The organism is Singulisphaera sp. GP187, assembly GCF_900129635.1.
In the GTDB taxonomy this organism is placed as follows: domain Bacteria; phylum Planctomycetota; class Planctomycetia; order Isosphaerales; family Isosphaeraceae; genus Singulisphaera.
This window is the reverse complement of sequence record NZ_FSRB01000002.1, coordinates 1,912,796-1,929,968: the sequence shown is the minus strand read 5'-3', so window position 1 is coordinate 1,929,968 and position 17,173 is coordinate 1,912,796. Positions and strand designations below refer to the sequence as shown.

The following is a 17,173-nucleotide window of genomic DNA, read 5'->3' as shown; positions in this document are numbered from 1 at the left end:
GGACGGAGCGACATGGATATCTCCCTGATTCACGCGGGGCTGGCTGCGGGAGCCGCAATGGCGGCCGTGCCGGTGATCCTCCACCTGTTCATGAAGCAGCCTCCCAAGCGCGTGATCTTTCCCGCCCTCCGCCTGATCCGGGAACGGCAAAAGCGGTCCCGGAAAACGCTGAAGATCAAGAACTGGCTGCTCCTGCTCGCCCGGATGGCACTCATCGCGCTGATGGCCCTGGCGCTGGCGCGACCGCGCCTCTTCTCCCAGACCTCACTCGGCGGCGACCAAGAAGTCCCCACGGCCGTCGCGCTCGTCTTCGACACCAGCCTGTCGATGGGCTACAAGCCTCGAGATAAGTCGCTCCTGGATGAGGCGAAGCAGCAGGCGAAGGACATCCTCAAGAAGATGCCCGACTCGAGCCAGGTCTTTGTAATCGACTCGGCGGAACCAGGCGCTCCGCCTCCGCTCTCGCCGGCGGCCGCGCGCAAGCGGGTGGATGGGATCGTGCTTCGACCCGCCAATCGCCCGCTGAACCTGGCGGTCGGGCAGGCTTACGCCTCAGTTTCCGACTGCGATCGACCGCGTCATGAAGTCTACGTGCTCACGGACATGGCGCGGTCGTCCTGGGACCACGACCGCGCGGTCGAAGGGCTCGACAAGGTCAAGAAGATCAAGTCGGGCATTGCCACCTACATTGTTCGCATGGCTCCCAAGGAGATCCGGAACGTGGCCGTGGCCGAGGCCTCGCCGTCGATCAGCGTGGCCACGCAAGGCGAGTCCGTCGAGATTCGGGCCAAGATTCGTTCCCAAGGTCCGGCCACGACGCGCATGGTCCAGTTCGACCTCGACGGCACACCGCGCCATAAAGAGCAAGTGACGCTCGCGGCCGACGGTGAGACCGAACTCAAATTCATGACCCCCAAACTCGATCCGGCGATCCCGATCCATAAAGGGGTCGTGCGGCTCAGTGGCGCCCCGGATCCCTTGGAGTTTGACGACAGCCGCTCGTTCACCTTCAAGGTCCAGCCGGCCATGCGGGTGCTCGTCATCTCCGACCGGGAGAACGACGCCCAGTTCGTGGCCGATGCGCTCGACCCCGACCCGGGGTCGCTCCCGACCGGGGCCCCGCGGACCTACCGAGTGGAAACGATCCGGACCGCGAAATTCGAAGCGCAGACCGGCGACACTCTCAAGCACGAGACGGCCGTGTTCCTGCTCAACGTCAAGGAACTGAGCGAGACCGGATGGAGCCGCCTCAACGCCTTCGTTCACGACGGGGGAGGCCTGATCGTCGGGCTTGGGGAGTACGCCAGCCCCGAGAACTACAACCTCCCGGGCGCCTCACAGCTCATCCCCGGTTCGTTGACCAAGAAGGAATCCCCCAAGGAAGCGACCTTCGGCAAGATTGCCGACCTCACTCACCCGCTCTTCCGGAGCTACCCAAGGCAGCTCGGGGAGATGCTTTCGCAGATCCCGATCTTTCACTACTGGGGGATCACCCCTCCCAAGGGGTCGCGAACCCTGCTCTCCTACTCCAACGGAGCGCCTGCCTTGGTCGAGCGCTCGTTCCAAGGGAAGAAGACCGGCCGGGTCTTGCTCTGGACGACCCCGTTGGCACGGGTCACGGATTCACGCTTGAAAACAGCCTGGAATGAGTTTGCCCTCCCGGTCGGCGAGAACTGGTCGTTCTATCTCCTGATGAGGCAGACCATCCCCTACCTGGCCGGCACGTCGAGCGAGCAGTTGAACTACGAGGTTGGGCAAGATGCGATTCTGCCGATCGATCCGACCCGCCGGTTCAAGAACTACGTAATGCAGAGTGAGGACGGTAAAACGATCGAGCGACTCAACCCGCCCGTCGATTCACTCGTGATCGTTTCTCCGCCGATCGGCCAGTGGACGGTCACCGCTTCCAACTCCGAAGGGGAGAAAACGTTGATGGGTTTCAGCGTCAACCCGCCCCTCTCCGAGATGAATTACGCACCGATGGAAGTGAGTGACTTCGACGCACTCTTCGGCAAAAAGGGCTACAATCTGGCGACCGACTCCGAGAGCCTGAAACGCGAAGTGACGATGAGCCGGGTCGGGTTCGAGATCTTCCCCTGGCTGATGGGCCTGATCCTGATCCTGGTCACCCTCGAGAACCTGCTCGCCAACAAGTTCCACCGCGAAAGCGCTCCGAGAGGGGCCGTGGGAGCGCCTGCGTGACGGTCATGAACAGGACGAGGGGGACTCGAATTCACCAACCGGAGCCGCTCCGAAGGTCGTTACGATGAACGTCAGTTTCGACCCGATCAGTTCCTGGTTCGTGGTGGCCGTGGCCGCCCTGATCGTGACCGGCCTGACCGTCTGGGCGTATGCGCAGCGGATGCGTGGGACCACGGGGCGCTGGCGCTGGTTCGCGCTGGGCCTGCGCCTCGCCTCGGTCTTGCTCTGCGTACTGGCCGCCTTGAGGCCGTCGGTGATCCTCCAGGAAAAGAAGAAGCAGCCGGCCTCGGTGGTCTTCTTGCTCGACGACTCGAAGAGCATGCAGTTCAAGGACGAGGCCGGGGGTAAGAGCCGCTGGGAGGCCGCTCGCGCCGCACTCGAGCTAGCGCGCCCCGTGGCCAAGAACCTGGGGCCGAACCTCGACGTGAAGTATTACCGGTTCAACTCCACGCTCCGGGAAGAAGTCAGCCCCAGCAGTGAAAAGGCGGACGAGGAACCGAACGGACGGGAGACCGCGCTGGGAGATGCATTACTCGAGGCGGTCAAGCGCCAGGCCGGCACGCAGGTGGCCTCGCTCGTGGTCATTTCCGACGCCTCGAACAACGCCGGCTACAATCCGCTGGTCGCCGCGCGGCGGCTCCGCGCCCAGCAAATCCCGATCACCGCCGTCGGCGTCGGTTCGGAAAGCGCCGGGCCAACCTCAAAAGACATCTCGATACGCGGCTTTGAGGCGGGTCCCTCCGTCTTCGTCAAGAACCAGCTCCAGATCAAGGGGTCGCTCGCCGTCCGCGGGTTCCCGAAGCAACCGATCGAGCTCGAGATGCTGGTCGATGGGAAATCGGTGGCCAAGACGACCCTCGAAGCCCCGATGGGCACCGAAGTCCTTCAGATCAAAGGTTTGAAATATATTCCCCAGACGCCGGGCGAAAAGCTGCTCACGCTCCGGGTCAAACCCAAAGACCAGGAATTGCTCACCACGAACAACGAGTCGAGCACGTTTATCAACGTGCTCTCCGGCGGCCTGAACGTGTTGTTCATCCAGGGTCCCTCCTCACCCTGGGAATATAAGTACTGGAACCGCGCCGTCACGTCTTCACCCGATATTCAGGGTGACGTGGTCGTGCTCCGTAAACCGGCCGATAACGGCGTGAGCGAGCTCGACGACGCGGTCTTTGCACCAGGAAAGTATAACGTTTACATTCTCAGTGACGTGCCCGCCAATTTCTTGTCCCCAAAGCAGCAGCAGCTCCTCACGATGGCCGTCGAGAAAGACGGCGCGGGGCTGATCATGCTGGGCGGCCGCTCGAGCTTCGGCTCGGGGAAGTGGGAGAATACCCCGATCGCCGGCATCTTGCCCGTGAAGATCAGCGCCAGCGACGGTCAGCTCGAGCCCAAAGACGGGATCCGATTCGACCCGCAGACTTCCGGGCTCGAGAACTATCTCTTCCAGATCGGCCCGACCCGCGAGGAGAGCAAGCGGATCTGGGCGACCCTTCCCCCGCTCACCGGCACCAATCGCTTCGGTGAACCGAAAGCCAACGCGATGGTGCTCGCAAGGAGCGGCGATCCCAACGCGGAACCGCTCATGATCGCCAGCGACAGCGGGGCAGGGCGGGTCGTCGCCTTCGGCGGCGAAACCTGGGTCTGGCCCCGCGCCTCGGAGCAAGGCCAGGCCGCCCACCGCAGGTTCTGGAGGCAGGTGACGTTCTGGCTCTCACACAAGGAGGATGAGGGAGAGGACAAGGTCAAGCTGACGCTCGACACACGCAAGGTCTCGGTGGGCGAAACCTTGGGCTTCACGGTCACCGCGCGCGACGCCAAGAACGTGCCGATCCCCAACCTCACTTACCAAGCGGCGGTCACCATCGAGGGATCGAAAACCCCGGAAGACCCCGTCCCAGTCTACAAGGAAGGCGAGGCGGCTCGAGGCTCCTACCCGGCGATCGGCCAGCCGGGGTTGTATCGAGTGACCGTGGTCGCGAAACGAAACGGCCAAGAGGTCGGCCGGGACAGCTCGCGATTCATCGTCAACCAGGACGACCGAGAGATGGAAAACCCCGCCGCCGACCTCGATCTGCTCCGCCAGATGGCCGAGACGACGGGCGGTCAGTATCTCCCCTCCGAAGGGCTACCTAAGTACCTCAAAAGCCTGAACGGCAAGCTCTCCACCGAATCGATGACTCAGATCGAGCACAAGATCTGGGACAACTGGCCCTTCTTCCTCATCTTCACCGCGTTTCTGACGCTCGAATGGTGGCTACGCAAGCGTCACGGCTGGGTCTGAAAGAGGCTCTGCCATCTCAGGGGCGGATGGTCCGGATGGCGGAAATGCTTGGTCCGTTTGCCCTTGAGCCGGCAGGGAACCAGGGGATCGCACGTCGCGCCGGACTTGCCAGACCAGTGTGGCGACCACCACCGCGACCCACGCGACGGCCGACGCCAGGGTAACGGCGGTGCCGCGTTTGAGTCCGGGCGCCTCATAGCGCAAGACGACCTCGTGGCGGCCCGGCCGGGTCAGTGGGATCACCCGTTGCGCGTGGTTTCCGCGCAAGATTCGCGTGGGGCGTCCGTTGTCCTGGGCGTCCCAGCCCGGCATCCAGGTATCGGCGACCACCAACAAGCCCGGCGCTTCGGTCGTCACCTGAATCACGACGCGATCGGGGTCGGTTGAACCCCAGACGGCCGGGGTGAACGGCTGGCGCGGCCCGGTCGGCAGCGGATCGGCCGACATCAGCACCGCCTCACGGGGATCAACCGCGCGGAACCCCGCGAGTGCCGAGGCCGCGTCCTCCCCGGTCGGCTCCGCCCGAGGAACAACGTAGGCACGGGGCATGACGGTCGGATTTCGATGAATTGAAAACGTTGAGCCGTGGGACGTTCCCGAGGCGACGAGCGGCCAATGCGGGGCGGACTCGACGTGGTCGGCGACAAGGAACGCGACGTTCATTCGATCGAGGATCCGCTGACGATTTTCCTGCTGATGTTCCGCGACGACCTCGCTCATCGGCGATTTCAGGTCCACGGTCCGGGGCGCGTAGAGCAAGGCGAAAAGTGATTCGTAGAGATCCGCTGCATGCTGGATCTGGAACGAGTCATTGATGTTGATTTTCTCAAATCCGTTCGAGGATGCGCGCAGATCCGGATAGAGCGTGTCGCGAGCCCGAATCCGGAACGGACCAGCAACCGGCGGCTCCGCATCACCGAGCGCTCGACTGATCGGGTCGGGGCCCAGGAACTCCGAGGGCGGGGCGACCTTGAGCAGCCCGTAACCGGAAACGCCGAGCTCGATCAGGCCAAGGAGTCCGATCGACCAGGCGTACCGCGACCGACGATCGCCGGAGCAACGGCAGCCGACGGTGACAATGACCCCGATTCCGACAAGTGCGAACCAGAATGTCCCGCTCCGGGCGATCTGACCCGCGGCCGAGGCGGCGACCGAGGGCCCACTCTCCCCCTGACTCCTCAGAATGGCCCGAATCTCGCGCAACGAAAGCGCATGGTCCGGCTTCGCCCGCGGTTCGTTTCGCTCGCGCGTCGAGAACGGCAAGAGGCCGAGCAGAATCGCCCCGACCACAATGGCCACGAGCCGGGATCGCCGGGCGAGCCATTGCCAACCCTCAGCGCCGAACGCGCGAAGTGCCAGCGTCTCAACCCCGAAACCAGCCAACACCGCTGTCCCCAGGCTGACGACGAACAGCGATCGGGAGGGGACGCGAAACCGGTTCATCCCGGGAACGCACGCGAACAGCAACGGAAAGAGACCAAGCTTCCGCCCCGCCGCGAAGACCAACGCCCCCACGATCAGGATGAGCCAGCCGCGGACGAGCCGCCGGTCCGGGTGCCGCGCGGCGGCGACTGCGACGAGCACCAGCGGGATCAGTCCGATCGAGAAGACCGTTTCCCAGTAATTATCATGGCCGAAGTAGTCGCTCGGGGAGCCGAGCGCCCCCGGACTCAAAAGCTGAAAGCCGTTGAGCGCGTGCAGTTGATACCGGCTCACCTTGCCCAGCGAGAGCTGGCTGCCCCGCAACGACCAGGCTTGTGCCATCATGTCGGGAATGAGTTCCACGGCCGCCAGGCCCAAGCTCAACGCGACCACGAACGACCAACCGCCGAGCCTCGCGAGCGCCGCTCCGGGACGCCCTTCGACGCCGTCGCGGATCGCATCCCAGAGAGCCCAGACGCTCAGGATGAAGATCAGGTAAAACCATTCCTGCGGATGCCCGGCCAGCAGCGCAAGCGCCAGGATCGGGGCGAGCGTCAGCGCCCGGCCCCACCGCCGGTTGCGAAACTGCACGAAGGCCCAGAACGCCCAAGGATACCAAGACGCGGCCCAAACATGGGGATAGTGCCCCTCGAACACCTGGGCCAGGACATACGGAGACGCCTGAAAGCACCCGGCCGCCACCGTCGCGGCGGCAACGCCAGCACCCAGACTTCGCATCAGCAGGAACAGACCGAGGCTCGACCAGAGCAGGTGGCCGACGGTCAACCAACCTAACGCCGACGGAGCTTGCAAGCCCCAGATCAGGCGGAGTGGCGGATAGAACAGGCCCCCTTGAGGGTTGCCGACCAGCGGGCGCCCGGCAAAGCCCGAGGAATCCCAGTGGGGGACCCGACCGTAACGCGCGAGCTGGTCGGCCAGTTGGTGGTAGTGAGGGAGATAGAAGAACGTCAGGTCGTTGCCGACCGGACGGAAATCATCGCGTTGGGCGTGATCGACGCTGGGACGATCGCCATCCACGAGGAGCCCTGACGGCTCCGCCACCAGGCGCGCGAAGCAGGTCAGGGTCAGGGTCAGCACGATCAGCCCGGCGAAGAATTCGCCCAGCCTCAACCTCATTGGTGCCGCGAACTCCATGCGTTCCCCGAAGTCGTGCCGTGGGTCAAAGACTCAGCACGGTGGGTCGGCGGCCGGTGGGGGGGTGAAAGGGCTCGGCCGGTCTGGATCCCGTGAATCAATGTGAAATACTTGTCCATGTGCGCGGTCTCGGACCACTCGCCGGTGCGCATCGCAAACCCACGATCGGCCAGTTCCTCGCGCAGATCGTCATCGTGGACAATCCGCCTCATCGCCTGAAGCATCTCGGCGTCGTTCGAATACCCCAGGCCCCCGCCACTGAGCACGCCCGTTTCGTTGAGCGCTCCGCCGCCGGTATGGACCACGACCGGGGTCCGAACCGCGTAGGCTTCGAGCACCACATACCCGAAGGTCTCGGGGAAAAGCGAAGGAACAACGACCGCACGCGCTCCATGGAACAGCTTGGCGAGCCCTTGGCCCCCGAGCAGCCCCTCGAAGTGGACGTTCGGCAGGTCGCGGGCGAGTTTGCGGAGCGTAGGTTCGTAGGGTCCCGTACCTGCAATCCGCAGGTCGACCTGGGGCAAATATCGCATCAGCGGGATCAGTTGTTGGAATCCCTTCATGCGAACGAGTCGCCCGGCGGCGGCGAGGTAGGGTCGCTCGGTCACTTCGGGCTCTTCATCCTCGATGCCCGCCGACCAGTCGTCGGGAAGGAAGTAGGGCAGATGGATGAGCGGGGCGCCGATTCCCCGCGTGCGATGCTCCTCGAGCGCATGCCGGCTGGGAAAGATCAGCGCGTCGAGCTCGCGAAGACCACGGTCGATCGCTCCGGTGTATCGCCAGGCCTGGGGCGGTCGGCCCCCCGCCAGGGTACAGCGAGTGCAATCGGGTCCGTCGCACGTCTTCTTGCCGTTCTTCCAGAGCAAGTGCATCGGGCAGATCAGCCAGTGCTCGTGAGCGGTCATGATCCGCGCGGCACGACGGCCAAAGTGGAGGATGCCCGGGCCTCCGACCAGCGAAATATTGTGGAAATGGACGACGTCCGTGTCCACGGCGTCGAGCTCCGCCCGCAGCGCCTCGGCCTTAAAATAAGGGCGGCCGGTCATCTGGGTCGCCAATGGCGACAGGACTCCAAAGCCGCTTTCGAGCTGATGGATGTGGAGACCGGGCGGCGGTGTATACGACCGCAAGGGGTGGGCCCCTCGCACCGCATTGAATGCGTCGGCGCAATGGAAGACATGGACTTCATGCCCACGTCGACAGAGGGCGCGCGTCAGACGATCCACGTAGGCCGCGTCACCACCAAAGCTGTGTGCGCCGAAGAACGTGGTGACCATGCAGAACTTCAACGGCGACCTCCCTGTCTTCGTCCGTTCGTCGGTACAACTTCGACGCTGTCAAGCACGGCATCCGTTCCGATCAGCGGCGAGCGTCGAGTTGTCGCGAGAGTTCGGAGATGTACCAGCTTTATTGGGGAATTACCAGTTGGCTTCTTCAGTTTCCGACACGGTTCCGGCTCGCAAATTGGGTGTGCGGCCGCGGTGGCGTCCGCGGTTCTCCGCGGGAGATGATCGCGCGGAGCTCGTCCTGCCGAAGGCCGCCAATCGCCCAGAGCGTGACCAGATAGGTCAAGGCGCCTCCGCCGACGCCAGCCAGGACATGCCACTGCGCCAGGGAGAGGCAGACCGGAACCATGACCAGCGAGGCCGCGAGAGGCCGCCCCAGGTGATGATGCCACTCGGGCTGACGCTCTTCCCGCGCCAGGAGCACATAGCCGGCGATGACCAACGAAAGGCCCATGAACAAGACGGCCCCCGCCGCCCCCGGAAGTCCGAACGTGTAGCAGGAGAGCGCAATCAAAGGCGCGGAGGTGGCCGCACCCGCGAGTAACAGGCGAACTCCCGCCCCCTCGCGATTCACCGCGATCAAGGTCGTCTGGTAGAGATAGGCCAGGGTCAGCAGCGGAGCTCGCCAAATCCCCAAGGCCAGGAGCAGTCCCGCCCCCGCATACTCCTTCGTGAGCATGAACCGCACCAGCGGCCCCGACAGCACAGCGCCTCCGACGGCGATCGGTATCAGGCCGAGCATCAAGACCTTGACCATCACGTTGAGCGCATCACGCCCCGCGGAGGTCGTTTGCCGCCACGACCGCGCCAACGTCGGGAACGTGACCTGTTGAAAGATCATTCCGAACGTCAAGATCGCCGTGATCATCCGATGCGGAGCGCCATACTGGCCGACGTCCGACCAGCGTCGGCTCATCAGGTCGACCACCATCAGGTCGGCCGAGCTAATCACCGTCTGAGCGATCTGGATCAAGCAGATCGATCGGCCCCGCTTGAGAAAGACCCGCAAGAACCGGAAGCCGAGGACGGGTCGAGGCAGTCCGTACTGTCGCGAGTAACAGACCCAGACCAAGGTGATCCCACACGCTTCCCCCACGGCCAACCAGGCCGGCACCCAAACAATCCGCGACGCGTCCCCGACGCTCATCCAGACTCCCGTCGCATAGACCAGAGTCCGAATGCAGAGCGAGAGGGCGACCAGTCCCATTCGCTCCGTCCCTCGATAGACGAAGTCGAGCCCGAGCGCGGTGGTCAGAAGCAGTAGGCCGTACAGGGTGAGGAGCGCCCGGTCCGCGGCCGTCGAGATCGTGAGCGAACTCACCGACACCAGCCCCACGAACAGGCTGAGCGACAGCAACCCCCTGAGCGCCAGGACGTGGTTGACCAGCGGGCGAACCAGCCGCGGGTGGCGGGCAAGCTCGCGTGAGATGATCACCTCGAACGCATCCCGCACCAGCAGGACGAGCCAGAAGACGATATCGAAGGCGAAGCCGACGCGTCCGTAGTCCGCCATCCCCAGTCGCTTCGCCAGCGTCAGCGTGACGGCCACCGACGCACCACGGCAGATGATCTCCGCCAGGCTCATGAAGACAAAATTCGATGCGATCCGCCGCGGCGCGGGCGCTCGATTCGGGGGGGGGCTCGAAGAATTCGGTAAAGCAGAAGCTCGATGAGGCGTCAGTCTCGACGATGGTAGCGTGGTGGCCATGCGCGGTCGCACTTCCCTGTGGCTTGGCCGTCGGTCATTCCTGATGACCGATCAGCCCACCCTCCTGCCGCCACGACTCCGGCCCGTTCAACGCAATGGAAGAAGACGGACCGGAATTCGAGACGGAGATCGTTCCATCAACGAGGGTGCTTCGGTTCTGAGTCGTCCGCGAGGCGTCCTCAAACTTCGGGTGATGGCAGTGCCGCCCTTTCCGATCGCTCCGAGCGAGGGACGCCGGTGCGGCCGCATCCTATTGGCGCGGTCGATCAGTGTCAATCCGAAGAAAATTCGGCTGGACCGCGCGGCAAACTTAAACGAACTCAACCCAGCTTGCGCTATTTGCCAGGCTTCAGTTCATAGACGACGTGAACCGTAACCGCCAGTTCCTGCTCGCCCGCGGCAATCGGCATCGGTGCCGCCGCCCTCGCCATCATCTCCATGCGAGGCGCATAGAGCGGAGACGGCGGTCGCGGCCCTCCTCCTTCATCAACGATCTTGAGCGGAGATCCGAGGACAACCCCGGCTTCGCCCGCGAGCAATTCGGCCTTGCTCTTCGCGTCGGCCATGGCCTTGCGGCGAATTTCATCGAGGAGCTTCTCGGGGTTGTCGACCCGGAACGAAATTCCGTGGATCTGGTTGGCGCCCGCCGTCACCAGGGCATCGAGCAGCGCGCCGAGTTTCGGGATCTGCCGTGCGGTGATCTGTACGGTGTTGTCGACCCGGTAACCCACGATTCGCGGAACGAACTCCGCTTCGTTGACCGCCCTGGGCCGGTTGGGGGGCTGGGAGTACTCGGGGCTGACCTGGATCTGGGTCGTCTGGATATCCTTGGTTGCGACCCCGTTCTCCTTCAGGATCGAGTGCATCGCATTCATCGACTCGTTATTTGCAGCAAGAGCGGCCTGGGCGGTGGGAGCCTGCGACCGTACTCCCACCTGGATCTCGGCGATGTCCGGAATCGCGGAGAGCTTGCCCGTCCCGCTGACCGAGATCGTCGGCTTTTCCATTTTCTCCTCCGCAACGCCGGGCGACGAGCAGACCAACACGGTCGACACGGCCGCCAGACCGATCAAGCTCAACCTCATCATGATTCGCCTCCTATTCGAAACCTCAGAGATCGCGACGCCGCCGGAATCGATCCAGGGTCACAGCCGCCACGATAATGGCTCCAATGATCACGTCCTGGCTGGCATTCGGAATCCCGGCGTGAACGCACCCGTTGTTCAACACGGACATGATCAAGCAGCCGATCAAGGTGCCAACCACGGTCCCCTCGCCACCGTTGAGGCTGCCACCACCGATGACCACCGCCGCGATCACCTGCAACTCAAGTCCGTCGGCGGTGACCGGGTCGCCCGTGGCATTGAGGTAAACGTATTGCATCACCCCCGCCAAACCAGTGGCCAACCCGGCAAGGACATAAACGGCCAGCTTGACCAGCGGCACGTTAATCCCGCAGAGACGGGCCGTCGACTCATTCGAGCCAATGGCGTAGATATAACGCCCCAACAAGCTATGCCTTAGGGCCAAGGCCAAAAAAACGCTCAAAATGAGCAGCAACCAGACCCCCGGAGCCACGAGCAGCCAGCTCGGTTCCGGTTCGGTGGCCAGGATCGAGGGGAACCACCAGACCTGCGCCTCGTCCGGGACGTAGACCGCCGTGCTCGAGGAGAGCCATTTCGCCAGGCCACGGAAGATTTTCAGCCCGCCAAGCGTAATAATGAAGGGCACCACGCCGAGTCCCGTGATCAAGGCCCCATTCCAGAGCCCGCAAAGACCCCCGACCACGATTCCTCCGGCCATCGCCAGCGGCATCGGCCATCCCAGGTCACGCACGGCCAGGGCGATCGCCACCGTCACCAGAGCGACCGCCGAACCCACCGAGAGGTCGATCCCCCCGGCGATCATGATCACGGTCATTCCCAGTGCCGCCGTGCCGACGATCACGGTCTGCACCGCGATCGTCCTCCAGTTATAGGTGGTCAGGAACGAACCCGAATGCCGCGTCAGGTACGCGAACAGGACCGTGATCAGGATCAATCCGAGGAAGGGTCCGAAGACCGTCCAGACCCAACCCAAGGTCCCTCGGAGCGCGGGCGATCCTTTCTCACGTCCGACTTCGACCGCGCTGACTCCCACGTGGCCGCCCCCTTGTTTTATCAATTTCGAGAATGCCCGAACGATGATCTCCGCGGTTCGCACGAGGATTTTGAGCATCGCCGACGCGCACTGTCATTACAAGCCATTCCCAAGCGACGCGCGGGGAGTTCACGAACCGAAATCCACCATCGACCCGCGTCAGTCGCACTCCTGACCGAGAAACTCGATCGTCATCGAAATCTCAACAGCCTCCGGTCGCAACTTCCATGACGGCGTGCTCAGTCCAGGCCGAGACCGGGCGTGCTTCGCTCAGAACCCCCCGAGACATGACGGCGATCCGATCGCAGATTCCGAAGAGTTCCGGGAGGTAGGAGCTCACCATGATGATCGCCTTCCCTTGCGCGGCCAACTCACCGACCAAACGATAGATCTCGGCCTTCGACCCGAGGTCGATCCCCCGCGTGGGCTCGTCGAGGAGCAAAATGTCAGCGCACTGGTGCAGCAACCTGGCGATCGCCACTTTTTGCTGGTTGCCTCCGGAAAGGTCGCCGATCACCTGGCCAGGACCGACCGCCTTGATCCGGAGCTTGGCCATCCACTTCGCGGCCTCGGATCTCCGCCTGCCCAGGTCGAGCCATCCCCAGCGTGAATACTGGTCGAGGGCCGAGTAGGTCATATTGTCCTCGATCGAGCGGCCCAGCGCGAGTCCCTCTCCCTTGCGGTCTTCGCTGAGGTATCCCATCCCCTGGCGAATCCGCAGTCGAGGAGTGGCGTTCCGACTGGTAATCCCGTTCACGCGAACCGAGCCCGACCGCACCGGATCAAGGTTGAAAATCGCGCGGAGCAATTCGGTCCGGCCCGCGCCCACCAGGCCGGCGATCCCGAGGATTTCACCACGTCGAAGCACCAAATCCGCTTTTTTCGGGAGCGGCCGCCCCGACAGGCCGGTTAATTCCAGAATCGGTTCGCCCGGCTCGTGGGGCACCCGTGGGAAGAGCTCGGTGAGGTCGCGGCCGACCATCTGTCCGATCATCGTCGAAAGTTCCGTCCCGGCCACCGGCCCCGTGGCCACGGAACGGCCGTCGCGAAGCACGGTATAGCGCTGGGCGACCCGACGGACCTCTTCGAGGAAGTGGCTGATGTAGACGATGGCCAGTCCTTTGGCACGCAACCGATCAATGATTTCGAACAGACGCTCGGCGTCGCGCTCGGTCAGCGAGCTCGTCGGTTCATCGAAGACGATGACGCGAGCGTCCGCGACCAGGGCGCGGGCGACTTCGACGAGTTGTTGCGCGCCGACACTCAAACTTCCGGCCAACGCGTCCGGCCGGATGTCCGGATGATTGAGCAGGTCAAGCGCCTGGGTCACCAGGCGGCGATGCTCTCCCCGCCTGACCAAGCCGGCGACGACACGCTCCTGGCCGAGCATGACGTTCGCCTCGACCGAAAGGTGCGGTGCGAGCGTCAGCTCCTGGTAGATCATGGCCACCCCGAGGCTGCGGGCGCCGCGCGGACCTCGAGGCGCGTAGGCAACGCCCCCGATCTCCATCTGCCCCTGATCGGGCCGATAGGCGCCACTCAGGATCTTCATCAGGGTGCTTTTACCGGCCCCATTCTCTCCGATGAGTGCGTGGACCTCGCCTCCTCTTAATTCGAGTGAGACATGATCGAGCGCGCGGCTCGCGCCAAACGACTTCGAGACCCCGCGCATCTCCAGCAGGGGAGGGGTCATGGCCGCGAACCCAGCATGCCGGCCCCCTCTAAGGCGCGAAGCATTCCGAACGTGCTCGACTCATTGCAACAGAAGATCCCGTCCACCCGCCCGCGATAGCGCGTGACCAGGCTCTGTGATTTTTGCTGCGCGGTGTCCGAGGTCGCGCCGGCATACTCGGTGTCGGAGAGATACTGGATCTTGGGGAATTCGCTTTTCATCGTGTCCGTGAATCCGCGTTCGCGCTGCTCCGTACTCTCGGAGCCGACCGCATAACGGAGCAAGATGATCTTCCCCTCGCCTTTCAGGAGCTCACCCAACCGTTTCGCGGCGAGAACTCCACCATGATAGTTGTCCGTGGCGACGTAACTGACGATTTTCTTCGACTCGAGCCCTGAGTCGATGATCACGACCGGAATCCCCTTGGCCACCGCGTCCTCGACCGGTTTGACCAGAGCCCGGGCATCCAACGGAGCCAGGACGATCCCATCGACGCCGGCCGCGACCGCGCTCTGGACGAGCTGAATCTGCTGAAGCCGGTCATCCTCCTTCTGAGGACCCTGCCAGATCACCTCGACGTTCCCCATGTCGGCCGCCCCTTTGAGTGCGCCCGCGTGGATCGTCATCCAGAACTCGTGGGTCGTCCCCTTGGGGATAACCATCACCCGCCACTTCTTCGTCTTGCTCCCCGACAGACTCCCTTCCGCCCGATTCTCCGCTTTGACGGGATGAAGCAGAGGCGCGATTGCCGGCTCCTCCATATTGTCGGGGGTGACCATCGTCTCACCGGTTGAAACCTGGGGCTCAACTTGCTGCTTCTCGAGATGCTGAACCAGGGTTTTGACCCCGAGCTGGCCCATGAGGTAGGGGTTCTGGACCACAATCCCCTGGAGCTTATCTTGCTTCAAGGCATTAACGAGCGGCGCACTCGCATCAAACCCCACGAAAAAGACGCGTTTGGCCTCGCCACGAACGGCCCCCGGCGCAGCATGGCCCTCTCTTCCCGCACCTCCACACCCCGGCTGGGAAAGGGCCAGCAGAACACTCAGCAAAGACCATTCGAAACGCGGGCGCGTCATGAAGTCTCTCCCTGAAACACATTCATTAAGGTGGATTAAGTGCCATCGTAAGGCCCGTTTCCAACCAACGCAAGCCGCCACCAAACGCAACTGTACACGCGAACACTTTCAGAGGTCTTACTCGAAATGAATGAGAAATGGGGACTAACGAGTTGACTCCGGCCAGGATCCCGTTAATATAGTCCTTGTCGCCTGTGTCACCACGGGTGACAACGAAACGGCCGGCTGACCTGGCGGCGGGAAACCGACGACCAAGACAGCGGGCCGCGATGTTGTCGGTAGGGTCGGCCGGCGTGACACGCCTTCACAGGCAAGTCGCTCCGGCCAATCGCATCGATAGCAACTTCGTTCTTTGACAATCCGGTCGATCGTGGTTCTTGTGGTTGAAGAGAACCTTTGAGGGAAGCCGGCGTGGAGCCGTTTGAGTCGTCTCGACCCCGTTTGGTTGGAGGTCGAATCGCGACGGAGACGGATCCAACAGCCAACAGCACGAGGGAGCAGGGGCTTGCCCCGGTGCCCTCGAGCTGCGACCAGTTAGCAAATTCCTCAACCCTTTGGAAGGTGAGGACCGGATCTTCGGCTCTTCGGAGTCGGGGAGACGACCAATCTCGAAGGGTTTGATCCTGGCTCAGAATGAACGTTGGCGGCGTGGATTAGGCATGCAAGTCGAACGGGCCGCAAGGCCAGTGGCGCAAGGGTGAGTAAGGCGACGGTAACCAACCCCAAGGTTGGGTATAGCCGCGGGAAACCGCGGGTAATCCCCAGCGACGCAACGACACCGGCATCGGTGTTTTGCCAAAGCTTCGGCGTCTTGGGACGGGCTGTCGTGGTATTAGCTTGTTGGCGGGGTAATGGCCCACCAAGGCTGCGATGCCTACCGGGCGTGCGAGCGTGGCCCGGCACACTGGGACTGAGACACTGCCCAGACTCCTACGGGAGGCTGCAGTCGAGAATCTTCGGCAATGGGCGCAAGCCTGACCGAGCGACGCCGCGTGGAGGATGAAGGCCTTCGGGTTGTAAACTCCTGTCGAGGGGGAAAAAGGGTCGCAAGGCCTTGATTGATCCCTGGAGGAAGCACGGGCTAAGTTCGTGCCAGCAGCCGCGGTAAGACGAACCGTGCGAACGTTATTCGGAATCATTGGGCTTAAAGCGCGTGTAGGCGGGTTCGTGCGTCTGTCGCTGAAATCCCCCGGCTCAACCGGGGAAGGGGCGCGGATACGACGAGTCTGGAGGGGCATAGGGGGACCTGGAACTTCCGGTGGAGCGGTGAAATGCGTTGAGATCGGAAGGAACGCCCGTGGCGAAAGCGAGGTCCTGGATGCCTACTGACGCTGAGACGCGAAAGCCAGGGGAGCGAACGGGATTAGATACCCCGGTAGTCCTGGCCGTAAACGATGGGTACTGGATAGGGGGCTCGCCGATGGGCTCCCTGTCGTAGGGAAACCGTGAAGTACCCCGCCTGGGGAGTATGGTCGCAAGGCTGAAACTCAAAGGAATTGACGGGGGCTCACACAAGCGGTGGAGTATGTGGCTTAATTCGAGGCTACGCGCAAAACCTTATCCCAGGCTTGACATGCACGGATTAGCCGGCGGAAACGTCGGTGAGGCCGCAAGGTACAACGTGCACAGGTGCTGCATGGCTGTCGTCAGCTCGTGCCGTGAGGTGTTGGGTTAAGTCCCCTAACGAGCGAAACCCCTGTGTCTAGTTGCCAGCACGTAACGGTGGGAACTCTAGACAGACCGCCGGCGTTAAGCCGGAGGAAGGCGGGGATGACGTCAAGTCCTCATGGCCCTTATGCTTGGGGCTGCACACGTACTACAATGGGGCGGACAGAGCGTTGCTAGGCTGCAAAGTCACGCTAATCGCAAAAACCGTTCCTCAGTTCGGATTGCGGGCTGCAACCCGCCCGCATGAAGCTGGAATCGCTAGTAATCGCGGATCAGCATGCCGCGGTGAATGTGTTCCTGAGCCTTGTACACACCGCCCGTCAAGCCACCAAAGCGGGGGGCATCCGAAGTCGCCGGAGCCGCAAGGCAGGCGCCGAAGATGAAACCCGTGATGGGGACTAAGTCGTAACAAGGTAACCGTAGGGGAACCTGCGGTTGGATCACCTCCTTTCTAAGGATTTTTCTTAGAAAATCTCGGCTCTGAATGGGTTCGGATCGGGCTTTATGCTCGTGACGGCTCATAAGAAGGGCCGCATCGGCACCGTCTCCTTGATCAGA

Annotated in this window: 9 protein-coding genes and 1 rRNA gene; 3 read left to right on the top strand and 7 right to left on the bottom strand. The window is 63.0% G+C overall.

The annotated features are described in order from the left end of the window. The first annotated feature begins 12 nt into the window (after window positions 1-12). Together BUS42_RS32005 and BUS42_RS32000 are read left to right on the top strand one after the other, a co-directional pair. Window positions 13-2,202, top strand: coding sequence for a BatA domain-containing protein (locus BUS42_RS32005; RefSeq protein WP_074313876.1), 2,190 nt, complete (start codon window positions 13-15; stop codon window positions 2,200-2,202). 64 nt (window positions 2,203-2,266) lie between these two features. Next, window positions 2,267-4,486 carry a glutamine amidotransferase gene (locus tag BUS42_RS32000; protein WP_074313874.1) on the top strand — a complete coding sequence of 740 codons (2,220 nt, stop codon included), beginning with the start codon at window positions 2,267-2,269 and terminating at the stop codon, window positions 4,484-4,486. Here BUS42_RS32000 and BUS42_RS31995 read toward each other — a convergent pair. The 7 genes from BUS42_RS31995 to BUS42_RS31965 form a co-directional block, all read right to left on the bottom strand. Further along, on the bottom strand, window positions 4,460-7,045 hold the full coding sequence (locus tag BUS42_RS31995; protein ID WP_254053925.1) for a YfhO family protein: 2,586 nt from the start codon (window positions 7,043-7,045) through the stop codon (window positions 4,460-4,462). The genes BUS42_RS32000 and BUS42_RS31995 overlap by 27 nt on opposite strands. Beyond that, window positions 7,042-8,352, bottom strand: a complete 1,311-nt coding sequence (locus BUS42_RS31990) for a glycosyltransferase family 4 protein (RefSeq protein WP_254053924.1) — start codon at window positions 8,350-8,352, stop codon at window positions 7,042-7,044. Before BUS42_RS31990 ends, BUS42_RS31995 begins: the two co-directional genes overlap by 4 nt. A 145-nt stretch (window positions 8,353-8,497) precedes the next feature. Then, window positions 8,498-10,057, bottom strand: coding sequence for an oligosaccharide flippase family protein (locus BUS42_RS31985; protein WP_256386213.1), 1,560 nt, complete (start codon window positions 10,055-10,057; stop codon window positions 8,498-8,500). Between the two features lie 335 nt (window positions 10,058-10,392). Next, window positions 10,393-11,145: an SIMPL domain-containing protein gene (locus tag BUS42_RS31980; protein WP_074313870.1), complete on the bottom strand. Its 753-nt coding sequence runs from the start codon at window positions 11,143-11,145 to the stop codon at window positions 10,393-10,395. Window positions 11,146-11,167: 22 nt separating this feature from the next. After that, a complete protein-coding gene (locus BUS42_RS31975) occupies window positions 11,168-12,196 on the bottom strand; it encodes an ABC transporter permease (protein WP_254053923.1) in 1,029 nt (342 codons plus the stop codon). A 202-nt stretch (window positions 12,197-12,398) separates the two neighbouring features. Further along, window positions 12,399-13,889 carry a sugar ABC transporter ATP-binding protein gene (locus BUS42_RS31970; protein WP_074313866.1) on the bottom strand — a complete coding sequence of 497 codons (1,491 nt, stop codon included), beginning with the start codon at window positions 13,887-13,889 and terminating at the stop codon, window positions 12,399-12,401. Next, entirely contained in the window at window positions 13,886-14,947 is a 1,062-nt protein-coding gene (locus tag BUS42_RS31965) for a substrate-binding domain-containing protein (RefSeq protein ID WP_074313864.1), read from the bottom strand. The genes BUS42_RS31970 and BUS42_RS31965 overlap by 4 nt, the downstream gene beginning before the upstream one ends. 605 nt (window positions 14,948-15,552) lie before the next feature. Between BUS42_RS31965 and BUS42_RS31960 the strand changes: the two genes are divergently transcribed. Continuing rightward, window positions 15,553-17,066: ribosomal RNA gene (locus BUS42_RS31960) — 16S ribosomal RNA — on the top strand. Window positions 17,067-17,173: the final 107 nt, after the last annotated feature.